This is a genomic window from Pseudomonas piscis, assembly GCF_009380155.1.
Taxonomy (GTDB): Bacteria; Pseudomonadota; Gammaproteobacteria; order Pseudomonadales; family Pseudomonadaceae; genus Aquipseudomonas; species Aquipseudomonas piscis.
Map to the genome: position 1 here is coordinate 457,344 of NZ_WHUV01000003.1, position 15,887 is coordinate 473,230.

The window sequence follows — 15,887 nt, forward strand, 5'->3', positions numbered from 1 at the left end:
TCCTGCGCAATCGCGGAAACCTGGAGAGATAGATGGATTTGAATGCTGAAGTAGACAACCTGGTCCGGGCTTCCCAGGCCTGGATTCCGATGATCATGGAATACGGCAGTCGCGTGCTGCTGGCCGTGCTCACCCTGGCCATCGGTTGGTGGCTGATCAATAAGCTGACCCATAAAGTGGGCAAGCTCCTGGCACTGCGTAATGCCGACCAGGCGTTGCAGGGCTTCATCAGCAGCCTGGCGAACATCGTGCTTAAGGTCCTGCTGATCGTCAGCGTGGCCTCGATGATCGGTGTCGAGACCACTTCCTTCGTCGCCGCCATCGGCGCCGCCGGCCTGGCCATTGGCCTGGCGCTGCAAGGCAGCCTGGCGAACTTTGCCGGCGGAGTGCTGATCCTGCTGTTCCGTCCGTTCCGCATTGGTGACTTCATCGAAGCCCAGGGCATCAGCGGTACCGTCGACAGCATCCAGATCTTCCACACGGTGCTGCGTACCGGTGACAACAAGACGGTGATCGTGCCCAACGGCAACCTGTCCAACGGCATCATCACCAACTACAACCGCCAACCCACTCGCAAGGTGGTATTCGATGTGGGCGTGGATTACGACGCGGACCTGCAGAAGGCCCGTGAAGTGTTGCTGGAGCTAGCCAAGGATGAGCGTGTGCTGGCCGACCCGGCGCCGGTGGCCGTGGTTTCGACCCTGGGCGACAGCGCCATCACCCTGTCGTTGCGCGTCTGGGTCAAGACTGCCGACTACTGGGATGTCATGTTCCAGTTCAACGAGTTGTCCCGTGATCGTTTGAAGGCCGCGGGTATCGATATCCCGTTTCCGCAACGGGTGATCCGCATGGTCCAGGAAGCCGCCGTGTAACAAGATGGTTTCACAAGTTGGCTGTTCGGTCAGCTAATGTTGTTCAAGACAAGGGGCCATGGGCCCCTTGTTTGTTTTGCGGCCTGGCAACTAAGCGGGTTTGTTGCTGGTTGATGAGTATCAACTAGCGATAGACGGTTTATTAGTTAGCTTGCTATTTGTTTGCGTATTCTGGTTGGTACTTTTCGTAGGTATAAAAAACCGCCGCGCTATTTCAGTGCGGCGGTTTTTATTGATATCGAGCGTTGGCTTAATTAGCCGGATATCGGGATTACAAGATGCTCAGAGGGTACTCGACGATAAGGCGCAGATCGTTCAGGTTGTCGTAGTTGGTCGCGCGATAATCGCTGTTGGTGCCACGATAGATCGCGTTACGCAGACGGAAGGACAGGTCCTTGGCCGGACCTTCTTGAAGCACGTACTTGGCCTCAATATCCCATTCATGCTCTTTGCCATCGTTGGAGTCGGCGACGGTTACGTTGCTGCCGCGAACGTAGCGAGTCATGAAGCTCAGGCCTGGTACGCCGAAGGAGGCCATGTTCAGGTCGTAACGAGCCTGCCAGGAACGCTCGTCTTCGCCAACGAAGTCGGAGATCTGCACGGAGTTGGCGACATATACGGTGCCACCACCATCGACACCGTAGCTATAGCCGGTTTTGCCGCTGGACTGCTGGTAGGCGATGGTGAATTTGTGGGCTTCGATGCTGTAAGCCGCTGCCAGGCTCCAGACCCGGTTGTCCAGGGCACCACCGAGTTTCTTGCCATCGTCCTTGCTGCGGTAGCCGTTGAAATCAAGGTTCAACGATTGTTTCTCGCTGATCGGCAAGGTGTAGTTGACGTTGAGGTACTGCTTCTTCCAGTAGTCTTCGACGTCGGACGCATGCACCGAGAAAATGAAGTTCTCAAGGCCCGAGTAAGTAGCGCCGGCGATATTCGCTGCGCTCAATCCCGGGTTCTGCTTGCCGGTGACACGGCTCCGGCCATTGATGCTGTCACGGCCCATGCCTGTTTGTGCGCTCAAGGCGGTAAAGCGACCAGCGCTCAGTTCCAGCCCCTTGATTTCGTTGCTGGTGATCAGGGTGCCGGTGGCGACTTCAGGCAGCAGACGGCCGTCGTCAGTGGTGAAGACCGGGCTGGACACGACTTGGTTGCCGTACTTCAGGACTGTATCGGAGATGCGGAACTTGGCTGCCGCACCCAGTTTGGATTGGGTGTTCTCCGGCTCGCCGGAACCATTGGTGGCGAAGAGACCGTTGCCGGCACGGCCCGAGCCGCCATCCAGCTTCACGCTGCCCATGGCCATGGCATCGATACCGAAGCCGACGGTGCCCTGGGTGAAGCCCGACTGATAGTTGATCAGCTCGCTGACGCCCGTGTCCTGGCGGTAGCCGCTAGTCCTATCGTCGGTACCGGTGGTGTAGGTGCCGTTACCGCGACGCACGTTACCCACGCCATCTTTGTAGTCCCGGTTCATGTAAAGCGCACGGGTTTTCGCAGTCAGGGTGCTATCTTCGATAAAGCCCTTGGAATCGTCCTGGGAGGACGCGATTGCGAACTGCGAGGTCCCTGCGGATACAGCCAGGGCGATCATGCTCCACTTCATCACGCGCATCGTGATTTGCTCCTTTGGTTTTTAGAAGACTATTACCGTCCCACCTGTATTTTTATCTGGGCGGCTCTTTCTTTTTGTGTCGGCGCAAACTTATATCACGCTGACAATATTGGCGATACTTGCCTATCTATCCTTGCACCTTCTTTACGAGGCTGTCGCAAATTGCTCGATCGGTGTCGCAATTGTTTGGCCGGAATGTATCCGGTCCTACAACTTTAATAGTACTTTTCGAGAGGATGTAAGGAGGCCGTGAAGGCCCCGATGCAAACACTTTAAAAGTACTTTGGGGCAGCCCTGCCACTATTATCATGAGTCTGTAAGCTCTCACTTCCTGTGAGCCATCGCAGACGGTTCCGGGCTGAATGCAACAAGCGTGCACAAATCCATTTTGTTCGACGATTTTTGTTCCAGGCGTCACATGAGCCTGTAAAAACCGCATAAAACCACTGTTTCCGCTGGCTTTTCGTTTGGCTTGACGTGGCTGCACCCATGGTGCAGGGGTGTGCAATAAGTTGCACAGCTTTGCAAAATGTTACCGCTGCACACTGCAAAGTGAGTAAACGGCGGATGCTTGGGGTACTCAGCGTAGACCCTTTGTGCGGTTTTGGTGCAAGGCCGACGAAATGCGGTGCGAGTCCCATGTGCACTGGCGCGCAAAGAACGAGAAACATCAAGGGCTTGCCTGGTCATCTTTCGAACACTTCTGACGTTTTGTAGGCAATTGGTGCGGGGCTTCGGAAAGTGTCCTGCCTTGGGGCGCAGTGGGTTGCATGCTGTGGCTCCTTGCCAAGTGGGGGGGAGGGGCGCAGGCTCATTGCTCATGAAGCGCGAGGCATTCGCAGGTATGCTGCGCCTCTGTCGCCTGGCAGGTGTCAGTAATACTGGACGGCCAGGCTGTAATGGGCTGAGCGGGAGCAAGCGCGGTGTTCACTTTAGATTCACGATTGCAGCAAGACACATTAGCCATCGGGGATTTCCCCCTTTGCCGGCTGCTGCTGTCCAATGATGCAAACTACCCCTGGTTCATCCTGGTGCCGCGTCGCGAAGATATCAGCGAGTTGTTTCAACTGGATGTCACCGATCAGCAACAGTTGTGGCGAGAAACCACAGCGCTGGCCGAAGTGCTGAAGGACTCCTTCGATGCCGACAAGTTGAACGTAGCGACGCTGGGCAACGTGGTCAGCCAACTGCACATGCATGTGATCGTGCGCAAGCGCGACGATGCAGCCTGGCCTGCACCGGTATGGGGCAAGCAACCGGCCAAACCTTACAGTGCAGAGCAGGTTGCACAGATCCGCGAGCGCTTGCGGTTGGTGCTGACCGATGATTTTCGCTTTCTGGAGGGCTGAACCATGAGTCTGGAAGCGCGGGTAACCGATCTGGAAAGTCGCCTGGCATTTCAGGATGACACCATCCAGGCCCTCAATGATGAGCTGGTGGCGCAGCACAAGTTGCTGGAGCGCCTGCAACTGCAGATGACCGCCATGCTCAAGCGCCAGGAGGAGATGGTCGGTCAGTTCGACTCCTTCGAAGAAGACGCCCCGCCTCCCCACTATTGAGGGGGGAACTGCAGAGCAAAAAAAACCGCGCCTCTTGGCGCGGTTTTTTTATGCAGCGAGGCGATCAGCGGCGCGGCAGAGCAGCGATCACGTCCTCGGCTTGCAGGCCCTTGTCGCGGTTCATCACCGAGAACTCCACGCGCTGGCCTTCGACCAGGACACGATGGCCTTCGCCACGAATGGCGCGAAAGTGCACGAAAATATCATCGCCGGAGTCCCGGGAGATAAAACCGAAGCCTTTGGAGGTGTTGAACCACTTCACGGTGCCGGTATCGCGATTGCTCATGTCATAGGCAGGTGAAGCAGCGGCGGCTGGTGACGATTTGTAGAAGCTCACGGCTAGGTGCAGAGCCACGGCGATCAATGCGGTCAGCAGGCTGACCAGGACCGCAGGTTGACCGCCGATCACCGGCATGGGAGCCAGCAGGGTGAGGGTTTGCAGGACAACGACCAGGACCAGCAGGGCGCTGACCAGGTTCTGCAGGTGCTGGCGCGGACCTTTGTTCCAGTGGGGAGCAACTGGAGCCAGGGCCAGGTTGAGCAGGCCGAAAATGGCCAGGTAAAGAGCATCGGGTTGTTGCAGGTAGGGAACCGCGTCAGATCTCAGACTCGGAATCAAGGACAGCAGCAAGGCTGCAAGGCCTGTCAGCAGGTGGACGATTTTCAACATTTTGATTAACTCACGTTAAGAAGTAGCACAAGGAAGAGCTGATCGCGCACGGTTCGCTTTGGAAAAAAAAGGTTAAGGCGGGTACATGCGCGGTGTCAGCCTATGCGCGTTGGCCGAAGAAATAGGCAACAACGACACGGGCTCTATTTAACCGCAAAGCCCAGGCCTTCTCAAATCACCGGCGCTGGCTGGCAAGAGGGGGGCAACCCCATCGTGGACGATGGTGATTCGGAGCATCGGGCAAAGGTCTGTGCTAGACAGGTGTTGGCGGGTTTTCCAAGGAACGTGGGGTTTTCCCCGTGGTCAGAACAGGCTCGAGCCCAGCGTCTGAGGGGCCGGCTGGCCACGGGACAATCCACCGCAGGCCGGTCGGGGGACAGAAGCCGGCGCAGGGGCGATGCTCTTGCTAGAGTGGTCCGGCAGCGATTGGGTGAATTCATCTGGTTAACGGAGAGAAACATGGCAATTGATATCGGTATCAGCGAAGCGGATCGTAAATCCATCGTTGACGGACTTTCCCGTCTGCTATCGGATACCTACGTGTTGTACCTCAAGACCCATAACTTTCACTGGAACGTCACTGGCCCTCAGTTTCGCACCCTGCACCTGATGTTCGAGGAGCAGTACAACGAACTGGCCCTGGCGGTCGACCTGATCGCCGAACGCATCCGTGCCCTGGGCTTCCCGGCTCCAGGTGCCTATTCCATCTACGCCAGGCTGTCCTCGATCAAAGAGGAAGAAGGTGTGCCGGCAGCCGAGGAAATGATCAAGCAGCTGGTCAGTGGCCAGGAAGCGGTGACCCGCACCGCCCGGGGTATCTTCCCGCTGTTGGACAAGGTCAGCGACGAACCCACGGCGGACTTGCTGACCCAGCGCATGCAGGTGCATGAGAAAACCGCCTGGATGCTGCGTTCGCTGCTGGAAAACCGTTAAGCCCTCCGCTACGGATGGCGCCTTGCGCGTCATCCGTATCTGCAAGGCGCATCGGTTATGGGGCATACGGCTGCACAGGGCCGATTTAATGGATATAATCCCGCTCTTTGCTACGTAGCCCGAGCTTTGGCGTGGGCTCTGGCTGTAGTTCAAGCAGTAACCTGATTGCCGAGACGCCCCATGCCGATGTACGACTACCAATGCGCTTCCTGTGGTCATCAGTTGGAAGCCATTCAGAAGATCAGCGCTGCGCCGCTGGTCGACTGCCCTGCCTGCCAGGCACCTGAACTGAAAAAGATGCTGTCCATGCCCGGTTTTCGCCTGAGCGGCACCGGCTGGTATGAAACCGACTTCAAGACCGGCTCGAAGAAGAACCTGGCCGGTGGCGACAAAGCTGACTAAGTTGAACGACACGCGCGAGTTCTTGCACTATCCGGCCCCAAGTGGGGCGCAAGGCCTCCATCGAATTTCGAATTACGAGAAGTGAAACCACTACCATGATGCGCAGCCATTATTGCGGCCAACTGAACGAAAGCCTGGAAGGTCAGGAAGTAACCCTTTGCGGATGGGTCCACCGTCGTCGTGACCACGGCGGGGTGATCTTCCTCGATATCCGTGATCGTGAAGGCCTGGCCCAGGTGGTGTTCGATCCGGACCGCGCTGAAACCTTCGCAACCGCCGACCGCGTGCGCAGCGAATACGTGGTCAAGGTCACCGGCAAGGTTCGCCTGCGTCCGGCCGGTGCCGGCAACGCCAACATGGCCTCGGGCATGATCGAGGTCCTGGGTTACGAGCTGGAAGTGCTGAACGACGCGGAAACCCCGCCGTTCCCACTCAACGAATACACCGACGTAGGCGAAGAGACGCGCCTGCGCTATCGCTATATCGACCTGCGTCGTCCAGAAATGGCCGAGAAGCTGCGCCTGCGCTCGCGGATCACCAGCAGCGTGCGTCGCTACCTCGACGAGAACGGCTTCCTCGACGTCGAGACGCCGATCCTGACTCGCGCCACCCCTGAAGGTGCCCGCGACTACCTGGTGCCAAGCCGTACCCACGCCGGCAACTTCTTCGCCCTGCCGCAATCGCCGCAGCAGTTCAAGCAGCTGTTGATGGTGGCCGGCTTCGACCGCTACTACCAGATCGCCAAGTGCTTCCGCGACGAAGACCTGCGTGCCGATCGTCAGCCTGAGTTCACTCAGATCGACATCGAGACCAGCTTCCTCAACGAACAGGACATCATGGGCCTCACCGAGGGCATGATCCGCAACCTGTTCAAGGAAGTGCTGGATGTGGAATTCGGCGAGTTCCCGCACATGACCTGGCACGAAGCCATGCGTCGCTATGGTTCCGACAAGCCGGACCTGCGTATCCCGCTGGAACTGGTGGACGTGGCCGACCAGCTCAAGGACGTGGAATTCAAGGTATTCAGTGGTCCGGCCAACGATCCGAAGTGCCGTGTGGCGGCCTTGCGCGTTCCTGGCGGGGCGAGCATGCCGCGCAGCAAGATCGACGACTACACCAAGTTCGTCGGCATCTACGGTGCCAAGGGCCTGGCTTACATCAAGGTCAACGAGCGCGCCAAGGGCGTCGAAGGCCTGCAGTCGCCGATCGTCAAGAACATTCCTGAAGCCAGCCTGAACGTGATCCTCGATCGCGTTGGCGCGGTCGATGGCGACATCGTGTTCTTCGGTGCCGACAAGGCCAAGATCGTCAGCGAAGCCCTGGGCGCGCTGCGGATCAAGGTCGGCAACGACCTGAACCTGCTGACCAGCGACTGGGCTCCACTGTGGGTCATCGACTTCCCGATGTTCGAAGAGAATGACGACGGTAGCGTCAGCGCCGTGCACCACCCGTTCACCGCGCCCAAGTGCTCGCCAGCCGAGCTTGAGGCCAACCCGTCCGAGGCCCTGTCCCGTGCCTATGACATGGTGCTCAACGGCACTGAGCTGGGTGGCGGTTCGATCCGTATCCATCGCAAGGAAATGCAGCAAGCGGTATTCCGTCTGCTGGGCATCCAGGAAGCGGAGCAGGAAGAGAAGTTCGGCTTCCTGCTGGACGCCCTCAAGTACGGCGCGCCACCCCATGGCGGCCTGGCCTTCGGCCTGGATCGCCTGGTGATGCTGATGACCGGCGCGCAATCGATTCGTGAAGTGATCGCCTTCCCGAAAACCCAGAGCGCGGCCTGTGTCATGACCGAAGCGCCGGGTGCGGTGGATGCCAAGGCTCTGCGCGAGCTGCACATCCGTCTGCGCGAACAGCCAAAGGCTGAGTAAGCTGGCCCGACAAGGCGCACCTTCGGGTGCGCTTTTTCTATGGGGCGAGTTTTTGTTATCCGCCTGCCTGATGGCAGCGCTGGTAAGGTTTCAAGGAGAATTTGGAGCAAATTATGGCCGGTCATTCCAAGTGGGCGAACATCAAGCACCGCAAAGAGCGTCAGGATGCCAAGAGAGGCAAGATCTTCACCAAATGGATTCGTGAGCTGACCGTCGCAGCCCGCCAGGGTGGTGGTGAGCCCGGTTCCAACCCACGCCTGCGCCTGGCCCTGGACAAGGCCCTGGGCGCCAACATGAGCCGTGACATCATCGATCGGGCTATCGCCCGCGGTACCGGTGCTGCCGGCAGCGACGACGTGGTCGAGCTGACCTACGAGGGCTACGGTCCCAACGGCGTGGCAGTGATGGTCGAATGCATGACCGATAACCGCAACCGCACCGCGGCGGCGGTTCGTCATGCCTTCAGCAAGTGTGGCGGCAACCTGGGCACCGACGGTTCGGTGGCTTATCTGTTCGAGCGCAAGGGCCAGCTGAGCTTTGCCGAAGGTGTCGACGAAGATGGGCTGATGGAAGCGGCGATGGAGGCCGATGCCGACGACGTAGTGAGCAACGAAGACGGCTCGGTCGACGTATTCACTTCCTTCGCCGGTTTCTATGGCGTGCGCAATGCCCTGGAAGCTGCGGGCTTCAAGGCGGCGGATGCGGAGATCGTCATGTTGCCGACCACCAGTGCCGAGCTGGACCTGGACGGCGCGGAGAAGGTCTTGAAGCTGATCGACATGCTGGAAGACCTGGATGATGTGCAGAACGTCTATTCCAACGCGGATATTCCAGAGTCGGTTGCTGCCCAGTTGGGCTGATTCGACTGCACCGACCTTGAAGCCGGATGCGCAACGCCGCGATGATTGTGCGGCAGGGCGCTTCCGGCTTCGCTCTTTTCGCTATCCCGGTCATCCCCGGCAGGCCTTTTCACTCCAGCAGCAGGCGTTATGACTCTTATTCTTGGCATCGACCCCGGTTCGCGCATCACCGGTTATGGCGTGGTTCGCGACACCGGGCGCGGTTGCGTGTATGTGGCCTCGGGGTGCATTCGCACTGGCGCCGGCGAACTGCATGAGCGTTTGCAGATCGTCTATCGCGGGGTGCGCGAGGTGATCCAGACCTACGGGCCGGTGACCATGGGTATCGAGAAGGTGTTCATGGCGCGTAATGCCGATTCGGCGCTGAAGCTCGGGCAGGCACGGGGCGCGGCCATAGTGGCTGCGGCCGAGGAGGGCCTGGAGATCGCCGAGTACACCGCTACCCAGGTCAAGCAGGCCGTCGCCGGCACCGGTGGCGCCAACAAGGAGCAAGTGCAGATGATGGTGATGCATCTGCTCAAGCTGACCGCCAAGCCGCAGATCGACGCCTCGGACGCCTTGGCCATCGCCATCTGTCATTCCCATACCCGCTCCAGCCTGTTACCCCACGGCTTGGGGACGGCACGCAGTCGTGGCGGCCGCTTGCGTCTCTGATAGCATCGGCGCAGTCATTTCAAGAGTGGAGCATCGTGGCGCCAGAGTGCCCGGCCCGGATGCCTGCTCAGTGAGTCGCCAGCGAACGCTGGCCATCGCCTTAAGGATTCGAACGTGATTGGACGCTTGCGCGGCACCTTGGCTGAAAAACAGCCGCCGCACCTGATTCTTGATGTCAATGGGTTGGGATATGAAGTCGAAGTGCCCATGACCACCCTGTACCGCTTGCCGTCGGTCGGCGAACCACTGACCTTGCACACTCATTTGGTCGTGCGCGAAGACGCGCAGTTACTCTACGGCTTCGCCAGCAAGCGCGAGCGAGACTTTTTCCGCGAGTTGATCCGTCTCAATGGCGTGGGGCCGAAACTGGCACTGGCCCTGATGTCCAGTCTCGAGGTGGATGAACTGGTGCGCAGCGTGCAGGCCCAGGACACCTCGGCCCTGACCAAGGTGCCAGGGGTCGGCAAGAAGACCGCCGAGCGCCTGCTGGTGGAACTCAAGGACCGTTTCAAGGCCTGGGAGGCGGTCCCGAGCATGTTCGCCCTGGTACCGAACCAGCCGGATGCGCCGATGCCGGTGGCCAGTGCTGAATCGGACGCGGTCAGTGCGCTGATTTCCCTGGGCTACAAGCCGCAGGAGGCCAGCAAGGCAGTGTCCGCGATCAAAGAGAAAGGCTTGAGCAGCGAAGAAATGATCCGCCGGGCCCTGAAGGGAATGATCTAAGTGATAGAAGCTGATCGTCTGATCGCCGCCACGGGCCCCCGTGAGCGCGAAGAAATCCAGGACCGGGCGATTCGTCCGGTCAGCCTGGCCGACTACATCGGCCAGCCCGGCGTGCGCGAGCAGATGGAACTGTTCATCCAGGCCGCCCGCGGGCGCAACGAATCCCTGGACCATACCCTGATCTTCGGTCCGCCAGGGCTGGGCAAGACCACCCTGGCCAACATCATCGCCCAGGAGATGGGCGTCTCGATCAAGAGCACCTCCGGGCCGGTGCTGGAGCGTCCCGGTGACCTGGCGGCGTTGTTGACCAATCTCGAACCCCATGACGTGCTGTTCATCGACGAGATCCATCGCCTGTCGCCGATCGTCGAGGAAGTGCTGTATCCGGCGATGGAGGATTTCCAGCTCGACATCATGATCGGCGAGGGTCCGGCGGCGCGTTCGATCAAGCTCGACCTGCCGCCCTTCACCCTGGTCGGTGCTACCACGCGGGCCGGGATGCTGACCAACCCGCTGCGGGACCGCTTCGGTATCGTCCAGCGCCTGGAGTTCTATAGCATCACGGACCTGGCGACCATCGTCAGTCGTTCCGCCAGCATCCTCGGCTTGCCGCTGGACCCGGACGGCGCCATCGAAGTGGCGCGTCGGGCGCGGGGCACACCGCGGATCGCCAACCGCCTGCTGCGCCGGGTGCGCGACTTCGCCGAGGTGCGAGCCAAGGGGCATATCACCAAGGCGGTGGCCGACCTGGCGCTGAACCTGCTGGATGTCGACGAGCGTGGCTTCGACCATCAGGACCGGCGTCTATTGTTGACCATGATCGAGAAGTTCGATGGCGGGCCGGTGGGGGTCGACAGCCTGGCCGCCGCGATCAGCGAAGAGCGCCATACCATCGAGGACGTGCTGGAGCCGTACCTGATCCAGCAGGGCTACATCATGCGGACCCCGCGTGGTCGGGTGGTGACCCGGCATGCTTACCTGCATTTCGGGCTAAACATTCCGTCACGATTGGCAGAAGCGCCCGTGGTAGACGAGTTTCTCGATGCCGTGGACGATTGATCGGACACACTTTTCGTCGACTTATTCGGAGTTTGTGCTGTCCTAGGGGCTGGCTCCGTCGAAACTTCAGCAAAAGTCGTCCAAGAATGAAAAAACAGTTGCCTGGCCGGATTGGCAACCCGAGGAGTAAGCACTAGAGTATGCGCGCGCAAAACGGGCTTGAGCCGTTCGCACATCGTTGTCGCGTTTATTACGAGGACACCGATGCCGGCGGCATCGTGTATTACGTCAATTACCTTAAGTTTATGGAGCGGGCTCGAACCGAACGGCTACGACACCTGGGCTTTGCCCAATCGCAGCTGGTGGGGGAGAACCTGTTGTTTGTCGTGCATTCCAGCGAAGCGCGTTACCACGCGCCGGCGCGGCTGGACGACGAGCTTCTGATCAGTGCCCAAGTCACCGAGCTGAACCGGGCCAGCCTGCGATTCACCCAGCAGGTCAGGCGGTCCTCGGATCATGTGCTGCTCTGCGAGGGGCAGTTCCTGGTGGCCTGTGTACGCGCCGACAATTTCAAACCCCGCGCCATTCCAGACGCCCTGCGTACGGCCTTCGCCGACGAGGGCAGCGCGGGTACACACTCAGAGCAGGAGATAAAGCGTGGAAGCTAACGTCGTCGACCATTCCTCCATGTGGAGCCTGGTCAGCAATGCCAGCGTTGTAGTGCAGTTGGTAATGCTGACCCTGGTAGCCGCATCGGTGACTTCATGGATCATGATCTTTCAGCGCAGCAACCTGCTGCGCGCCGGTCGACGTGCCCTGGAGAGCTTCGAGGAGCGCTTCTGGTCCGGTATCGACCTGTCCAAGTTGTATCGCCAGGCGGGTAGCAATCCTGATCCGGACTCTGGCGTCGAGCAGATCTTCCGTGCCGGCTTCAAGGAATTCTCCCGCCTGCGCCAGCAGCCGGGTGTCGAACCCGAGGCGGTGATGGAAGGCGTGGCCCGGGCCATGCGCGTAGCCATCTCTCGCGAGGAAGAGAAGCTCGAGCAGAGCCTGCCGTTTCTCGCTACCGTCGGCTCGGTCAGCCCATACATCGGTCTGTTCGGTACTGTATGGGGGATCATGAACTCCTTCCGTGGCCTGGCTTCCGCCCAGCAAGCGACCTTGGCCACTGTCGCCCCGGGCATCGCCGAAGCGCTGGTAGCGACTGCCATCGGCCTGTTTGCGGCCATCCCGGCGGTGATCGCCTACAACCGTTTCTCCGCTCGCGGCGAGACGCTGATCAGCCGCTACTACACCTTCGCCGACGAGTTCCAGGCGATCCTGCACCGTAAAGTGCACACCAGCGAAGAGTGAGCAGGTAAACCCAATGGCCCGAGTTCGCCACAAACGCAAGCCGGTTGCCGAGATGAACGTAGTGCCCTACATCGACGTGATGTTGGTACTGCTGGTCATCTTCATGGTGACCGCGCCGATGCTCAACCAGGGTGTGAAAGTCGACCTGCCCAAGGTTTCCAGCGAAGCCTTGCCCCAGGACAACAACACCCAGGTGCTGACCATCTCGATCAAGGCTGACAAGACCTACTACTGGAACCTTGGCAGCGAAGTCGATACCGACAAGCAACAGGACAAGGCAATGACCTTGCCGCAGATGACCGACGCGGTGACCAAGATCATCCGTGCCGGCAACGAAGGCGGCAAGCACACCCAGGTGTTCATTCGCGGCGATAAATCCGTCGACTACGGCGCCGTGATGGGTGCCATGGGCGGCCTGCAAAAAGCCGGCGTCGGCAACGTTGGCCTGATTACCGAGGCGCCCTGATGCAGCAACAGCGAGAGCCGTCCGCTTCGGAAAGCTACTTCTGGCCTAGTGTCTGGGCGATCGCCCTGCACGTTCTGGTGTTCGGCATGCTGTTCGTCAGCTTTGCCATGACTCCAGAGTTGCCACCGGCCAAGCCGATCGTCCAGGCGACCCTGTACCAGCTGAAATCGAAGAGTCCGGCGACCACCCAGACCAATCACAAGATTGCGGGTGAGGCGAAGAAATCCGCCGCGCGCCAGACCGAAGCCGAGCAGTTGGAGCAGAAGAAGGTCGAGCAGGAAGAGATCAAGGCCGCGGAACAAAAGAAAGAAGAGGCTGCCCAAAAAGCCGCGGAAGCGAAAAAGGCTGACGAGGCCAAGAAAGCCGATGAGGCGAAGAAGGCTGATGAAGCCAAGAAAGCCGCTGAAGCGAAAAAGGCCGAAGAGAAGCAACTGGCCGATGTAGCCAAGAAAAAGGCCGAGGAAGAAGCCAAGAAAGCTGCTGAAGAAGAGGCCAAGAAAAAGGCCGCTGAAGAAGCGAAGAAGAAAATCGTCGAAGACGCGAAGAAGAAAGCCGCGGAAGACGCCAAGAAGAAAGCCGAAGCTGAAGAGGCGAAGAAAAAGATCGCCGAGGATGCGAAGAAGAAAGCTGCCGCCGACGCCGCGAAGAAAAAGGCCCAGGAAGCAGCGCGCAAATCTGCCGAAGAGAAAAAGGCCCAGGCCCTGGCGGACTTGCTTTCCGATAAGCCGGAGCGTGAAGCCACGAAATCGGATGAGGTAGGTGACAGTGTCGCAGGCAGTTTCGATGACCTGATTCGTATTCGTGCGGCGGAAGGCTGGGCTCGTCCTCCTTCGGCGCGCAAGGGCATGACGGTGGAACTGCGGATTGGCATGTTGCCAGATGGTACGGTGACCACGGTCAGCGTGATCAAGTCCAGTGGTGACGGTCCGTTCGACGCTTCGGCGGTAGCGGCAGTCAAGAACATTGGACGTTTGACAGAAATGCAGGGTCTGAGTCCGAAGGACTTCGCTCCCTATCGTTCATTCAAGATGACATTCACACCTGAGGACCTAGCCTTGTGAGAAACCTTCTTCGAGGAATGCTTGTCGTTATTTGCTGCATGGCAGGGATAGCGGCGGCGGATGAAAAAAACATTCTGGTCACCAGTGGCAGTGACCGGGCGACGCCGATCGCGGTGGTTCCGTTCGGCTGGCAGGGCGGTAGCGTCCTGCCGGACGACATGGCGCAGATCATCGGCGATGACCTGCGCAACTCGGGTTACTACGCGCCGATTCCCAAGCAGAACATGATCAGCTTGCCGACCCAGGCCAGCGAAGTCATCTTCCGTGACTGGAAGGCCCTGGGCGCCCAGTACGTGATGGTCGGCAGCATTGTGCCGGCCGGCGGTCGCCTGCAGGTGCAGTACGCACTGTTCAACGTCGCCACCGAGCAGCAGGTCCTGACCGGCAGTGTCTCTGGTGGGGTTGACCAACTGCGGGACATGTCGCACTACATCTCCGACCAGTCCTTCGAGAAACTCACCGGCATCAAGGGTGCGTTCTCCACGCGCCTGCTGTACGTGACTGCGGAGCGTTTCTCCACCAACAACACCCGCTACACCCTGCAGCGTTCGGACTACGACGGAGCCCGGGCTGTGACCCTGCTGCAATCCCGCGAGCCGATCCTGTCGCCACGTTTCGCCCCCGATGGCAAGCGTATCGCCTATGTATCGTTCGAGCAGAAGCGCCCGCGCATATTCGTCCAGCACATCGATACTGGCCGTCGTGAGCAGATCACCAACTTCGAAGGCCTCAACGGTGCGCCAGCCTGGTCGCCGGACGGCAGTCGCCTGGCGTTCGTGCTGTCCAAGGATGGCAACCCCGACATCTATGTGATGAACATGGCTTCGCGCCAGATCAGTCGTGTCACCAGCGGCCCAGGCATCAATACCGAGCCGTTCTGGGGCAAGGATGGTTCGACTATCTACTTCACCTCCGACCGGGGTGGAAAGCCGCAAGTATATAAAAGCAATGTCAACGGCGGTGGCGCTGAGCGTGTGACCTTTATTGGTAACTACAACGCCAACCCGAAACTTTCTGCTGACGAAAAGACCCTGGTAATGATTCACCGCCAGGATGGTTTCACCAACTTCCGGGTGGCTGCTCAAGATTTGCAGCGCGGTAGTGTAAAAATCCTTACAGATACCAACCTTGATGAGTCAGCTACTGTTGCGCCCAACGGCACCATGGTAATCTACGCCACCCGCCAGCAGGGCCGGGGAGTCTTGATGCTCGTGTCCATTAATGGACGTGTGAGGCTCCCGCTTCCTACCGCTCAAGGCGAAGTCAGAGAACCGTCCTGGTCCCCTTACCTGAACTGACGCGGCGCTACAATGTTTCACTTAACACACTGGGGTTCATTAGGAGTTTCACGATGGAAATGTTGAAGTTTGGTAAGTTTGCTGCGCTGGCTCTGGCCATGGCTGTGGCTGTAGGTTGCTCCTCCAAAGGCGGCGACAACGCTGGTGAAGGCGCTGTTGATCCAAACGCTGGTTACGGCGCTAACACTGGTGCTGTTGATGGCTCCCTGAGCGAAGAAGCAGCTCTGCGCGCAATCACCACCTTCTACTTCGAATACGACAGCTCGGATCTGAAGCCAGAAGCCATGCGCGCTCTGGACGTTCACGCCAAGGACCTGAAAGGTAACGGCGCTCGCGTTGTTCTGGAAGGCAACACCGACGAACGTGGTACCCGTGAGTACAACATGGCTCTGGGCGAGCGTCGTGCGAAAGCCGTTCAGCGCTACCTGGTACTGCAGGGCGTGTCCCCAGCTCAGCTGGAGCTGGTTTCCTACGGTAAAGAGCGTCCAGTTGCCACTGGCCACGACGAGCAGTCCTGGGCTCAAAACCGTCGCGTCGAACTGCGTAAGTAATTC

At 59.3% G+C, this 15,887-nt stretch carries 18 protein-coding genes; 16 read left to right on the forward strand and 2 right to left on the reverse strand.

The annotated features are described in order from the left end of the window. Positions 1-32: 32 nt before the first annotated feature. Positions 33-872, forward strand: a complete 840-nt coding sequence (locus GDH07_RS19000; protein WP_152898519.1) for a mechanosensitive ion channel family protein — start codon at positions 33-35, stop codon at positions 870-872. 271 nt (positions 873-1,143) lie between these two features. Here GDH07_RS19000 and GDH07_RS19005 read toward each other — a convergent pair whose 3' ends face one another. Next, complete coding sequence (locus GDH07_RS19005; protein ID WP_152898520.1) at positions 1,144-2,484, reverse strand: OprD family porin; 1,341 nt, start codon at positions 2,482-2,484, stop codon at positions 1,144-1,146. A 923-nt stretch (positions 2,485-3,407) separates the two neighbouring features. On the opposite strand from GDH07_RS19005, the gene GDH07_RS19010 reads away from it, so the two are divergent. Together GDH07_RS19010 and GDH07_RS19015 are read left to right on the forward strand one after the other, a co-directional pair. Then, positions 3,408-3,833 (forward strand): HIT family protein, encoded by a 426-nt coding sequence (locus tag GDH07_RS19010; RefSeq protein ID WP_085595241.1) that lies wholly within the window; start codon positions 3,408-3,410, stop codon positions 3,831-3,833. Between the two features lie 3 nt (positions 3,834-3,836). Then, entirely contained in the window at positions 3,837-4,043 is a 207-nt protein-coding gene (locus GDH07_RS19015) for a SlyX family protein (RefSeq protein WP_152898521.1), read from the forward strand. A 64-nt stretch (positions 4,044-4,107) separates the two neighbouring features. On the opposite strand, the gene GDH07_RS32725 is transcribed toward GDH07_RS19015, so the two are convergent. Next, positions 4,108-4,713 (reverse strand): cold-shock protein, encoded by a 606-nt coding sequence (locus GDH07_RS32725; RefSeq protein ID WP_022640517.1) that lies wholly within the window; start codon positions 4,711-4,713, stop codon positions 4,108-4,110. A 459-nt stretch (positions 4,714-5,172) separates the two neighbouring features. Between GDH07_RS32725 and GDH07_RS19025 the strand changes: the two genes are divergently transcribed. The 13 genes from GDH07_RS19025 to pal all read left to right on the forward strand — a co-directional run bounded on the left by GDH07_RS19025 (position 5,173) and on the right by pal (position 15,884). Then, positions 5,173-5,646, forward strand: a complete 474-nt coding sequence (locus GDH07_RS19025; protein ID WP_022640516.1) for a Dps family protein — start codon at positions 5,173-5,175, stop codon at positions 5,644-5,646. A 180-nt stretch (positions 5,647-5,826) separates the two neighbouring features. After that, positions 5,827-6,048, forward strand: coding sequence for an FmdB family zinc ribbon protein (locus GDH07_RS19030; protein ID WP_010457489.1), 222 nt, complete (start codon positions 5,827-5,829; stop codon positions 6,046-6,048). A 95-nt stretch (positions 6,049-6,143) separates the two neighbouring features. Then, positions 6,144-7,919: an aspartate--tRNA ligase gene (aspS, locus tag GDH07_RS19035; protein ID WP_022640514.1), complete on the forward strand. Its 1,776-nt coding sequence runs from the start codon at positions 6,144-6,146 to the stop codon at positions 7,917-7,919. Between the two features lie 113 nt (positions 7,920-8,032). Then, positions 8,033-8,779, forward strand: coding sequence for a YebC/PmpR family DNA-binding transcriptional regulator (locus tag GDH07_RS19040; RefSeq protein ID WP_152898522.1), 747 nt, complete (start codon positions 8,033-8,035; stop codon positions 8,777-8,779). Between the two features lie 129 nt (positions 8,780-8,908). Continuing rightward, complete coding sequence (gene ruvC, locus GDH07_RS19045; RefSeq protein WP_022640512.1) at positions 8,909-9,433, forward strand: crossover junction endodeoxyribonuclease RuvC; 525 nt, start codon at positions 8,909-8,911, stop codon at positions 9,431-9,433. Between the two features lie 114 nt (positions 9,434-9,547). Continuing rightward, complete coding sequence (ruvA, locus tag GDH07_RS19050; protein WP_022640511.1) at positions 9,548-10,156, forward strand: Holliday junction branch migration protein RuvA; 609 nt, start codon at positions 9,548-9,550, stop codon at positions 10,154-10,156. Continuing rightward, positions 10,157-11,215: a Holliday junction branch migration DNA helicase RuvB gene (gene ruvB / locus GDH07_RS19055; protein ID WP_022640510.1), complete on the forward strand. Its 1,059-nt coding sequence runs from the start codon at positions 10,157-10,159 to the stop codon at positions 11,213-11,215. A 140-nt stretch (positions 11,216-11,355) separates the two neighbouring features. Then, positions 11,356-11,823, forward strand: coding sequence for a tol-pal system-associated acyl-CoA thioesterase (gene ybgC, locus GDH07_RS19060; RefSeq protein WP_022640509.1), 468 nt, complete (start codon positions 11,356-11,358; stop codon positions 11,821-11,823). Beyond that, positions 11,813-12,508: a protein TolQ gene (gene tolQ / locus GDH07_RS19065; RefSeq protein ID WP_022640508.1), complete on the forward strand. Its 696-nt coding sequence runs from the start codon at positions 11,813-11,815 to the stop codon at positions 12,506-12,508. Before ybgC ends, tolQ begins: the two co-directional genes overlap by 11 nt. A 13-nt stretch (positions 12,509-12,521) precedes the next feature. Then, on the forward strand, positions 12,522-12,974 hold the full coding sequence (gene tolR, locus GDH07_RS19070; RefSeq protein WP_022640507.1) for a protein TolR: 453 nt from the start codon (positions 12,522-12,524) through the stop codon (positions 12,972-12,974). After that, positions 12,974-14,035 (forward strand): cell envelope integrity protein TolA, encoded by a 1,062-nt coding sequence (gene tolA / locus GDH07_RS19075; RefSeq protein ID WP_152898524.1) that lies wholly within the window; start codon positions 12,974-12,976, stop codon positions 14,033-14,035. The genes tolR and tolA overlap by 1 nt, the downstream gene beginning before the upstream one ends. A 17-nt stretch (positions 14,036-14,052) precedes the next feature. Next, a complete protein-coding gene (tolB, locus tag GDH07_RS19080) occupies positions 14,053-15,333 on the forward strand; it encodes a Tol-Pal system beta propeller repeat protein TolB (RefSeq protein WP_152898525.1) in 1,281 nt (426 codons plus the stop codon). A gap of 53 nt (positions 15,334-15,386) precedes the next feature. Continuing rightward, positions 15,387-15,884: a peptidoglycan-associated lipoprotein Pal gene (gene pal, locus GDH07_RS19085; protein WP_022640504.1), complete on the forward strand. Its 498-nt coding sequence runs from the start codon at positions 15,387-15,389 to the stop codon at positions 15,882-15,884. Positions 15,885-15,887 lie beyond the last annotated feature (3 nt).

Excerpts from the sequence above, each read along its gene's own strand:
- GDH07_RS19000 (WP_152898519.1), top strand. The coding sequence starts at position 33 with ATGGATTTGAATGCTGAAGTAGACAACCTGGTCCGGGCTTCCCAGGCC.
- GDH07_RS19005 (WP_152898520.1), bottom strand. The coding sequence starts at position 2,484 with ATGCGCGTGATGAAGTGGAGCATGATCGCCCTGGCTGTATCCGCAGGG.
- GDH07_RS19015 (WP_152898521.1), top strand. The coding sequence starts at position 3,837 with ATGAGTCTGGAAGCGCGGGTAACCGATCTGGAAAGTCGCCTGGCATTT.
- GDH07_RS32725 (WP_022640517.1), bottom strand. The coding sequence starts at position 4,713 with ATGTTGAAAATCGTCCACCTGCTGACAGGCCTTGCAGCCTTGCTGCTG.
- GDH07_RS19025 (WP_022640516.1), top strand. The coding sequence starts at position 5,173 with ATGGCAATTGATATCGGTATCAGCGAAGCGGATCGTAAATCCATCGTT.
- GDH07_RS19030 (WP_010457489.1), top strand. The coding sequence starts at position 5,827 with ATGCCGATGTACGACTACCAATGCGCTTCCTGTGGTCATCAGTTGGAA.
- aspS (WP_022640514.1), top strand. The coding sequence starts at position 6,144 with ATGATGCGCAGCCATTATTGCGGCCAACTGAACGAAAGCCTGGAAGGT.
- GDH07_RS19040 (WP_152898522.1), top strand. The coding sequence starts at position 8,033 with ATGGCCGGTCATTCCAAGTGGGCGAACATCAAGCACCGCAAAGAGCGT.
- ruvC (WP_022640512.1), top strand. The coding sequence starts at position 8,909 with ATGACTCTTATTCTTGGCATCGACCCCGGTTCGCGCATCACCGGTTAT.
- ybgC (WP_022640509.1), top strand. The coding sequence starts at position 11,356 with ATGCGCGCGCAAAACGGGCTTGAGCCGTTCGCACATCGTTGTCGCGTT.
- tolR (WP_022640507.1), top strand. The coding sequence starts at position 12,522 with ATGGCCCGAGTTCGCCACAAACGCAAGCCGGTTGCCGAGATGAACGTA.
- tolA (WP_152898524.1), top strand. The coding sequence starts at position 12,974 with ATGCAGCAACAGCGAGAGCCGTCCGCTTCGGAAAGCTACTTCTGGCCT.
- tolB (WP_152898525.1), top strand. The coding sequence starts at position 14,053 with ATGCTTGTCGTTATTTGCTGCATGGCAGGGATAGCGGCGGCGGATGAA.
- pal (WP_022640504.1), top strand. The coding sequence starts at position 15,387 with ATGGAAATGTTGAAGTTTGGTAAGTTTGCTGCGCTGGCTCTGGCCATG.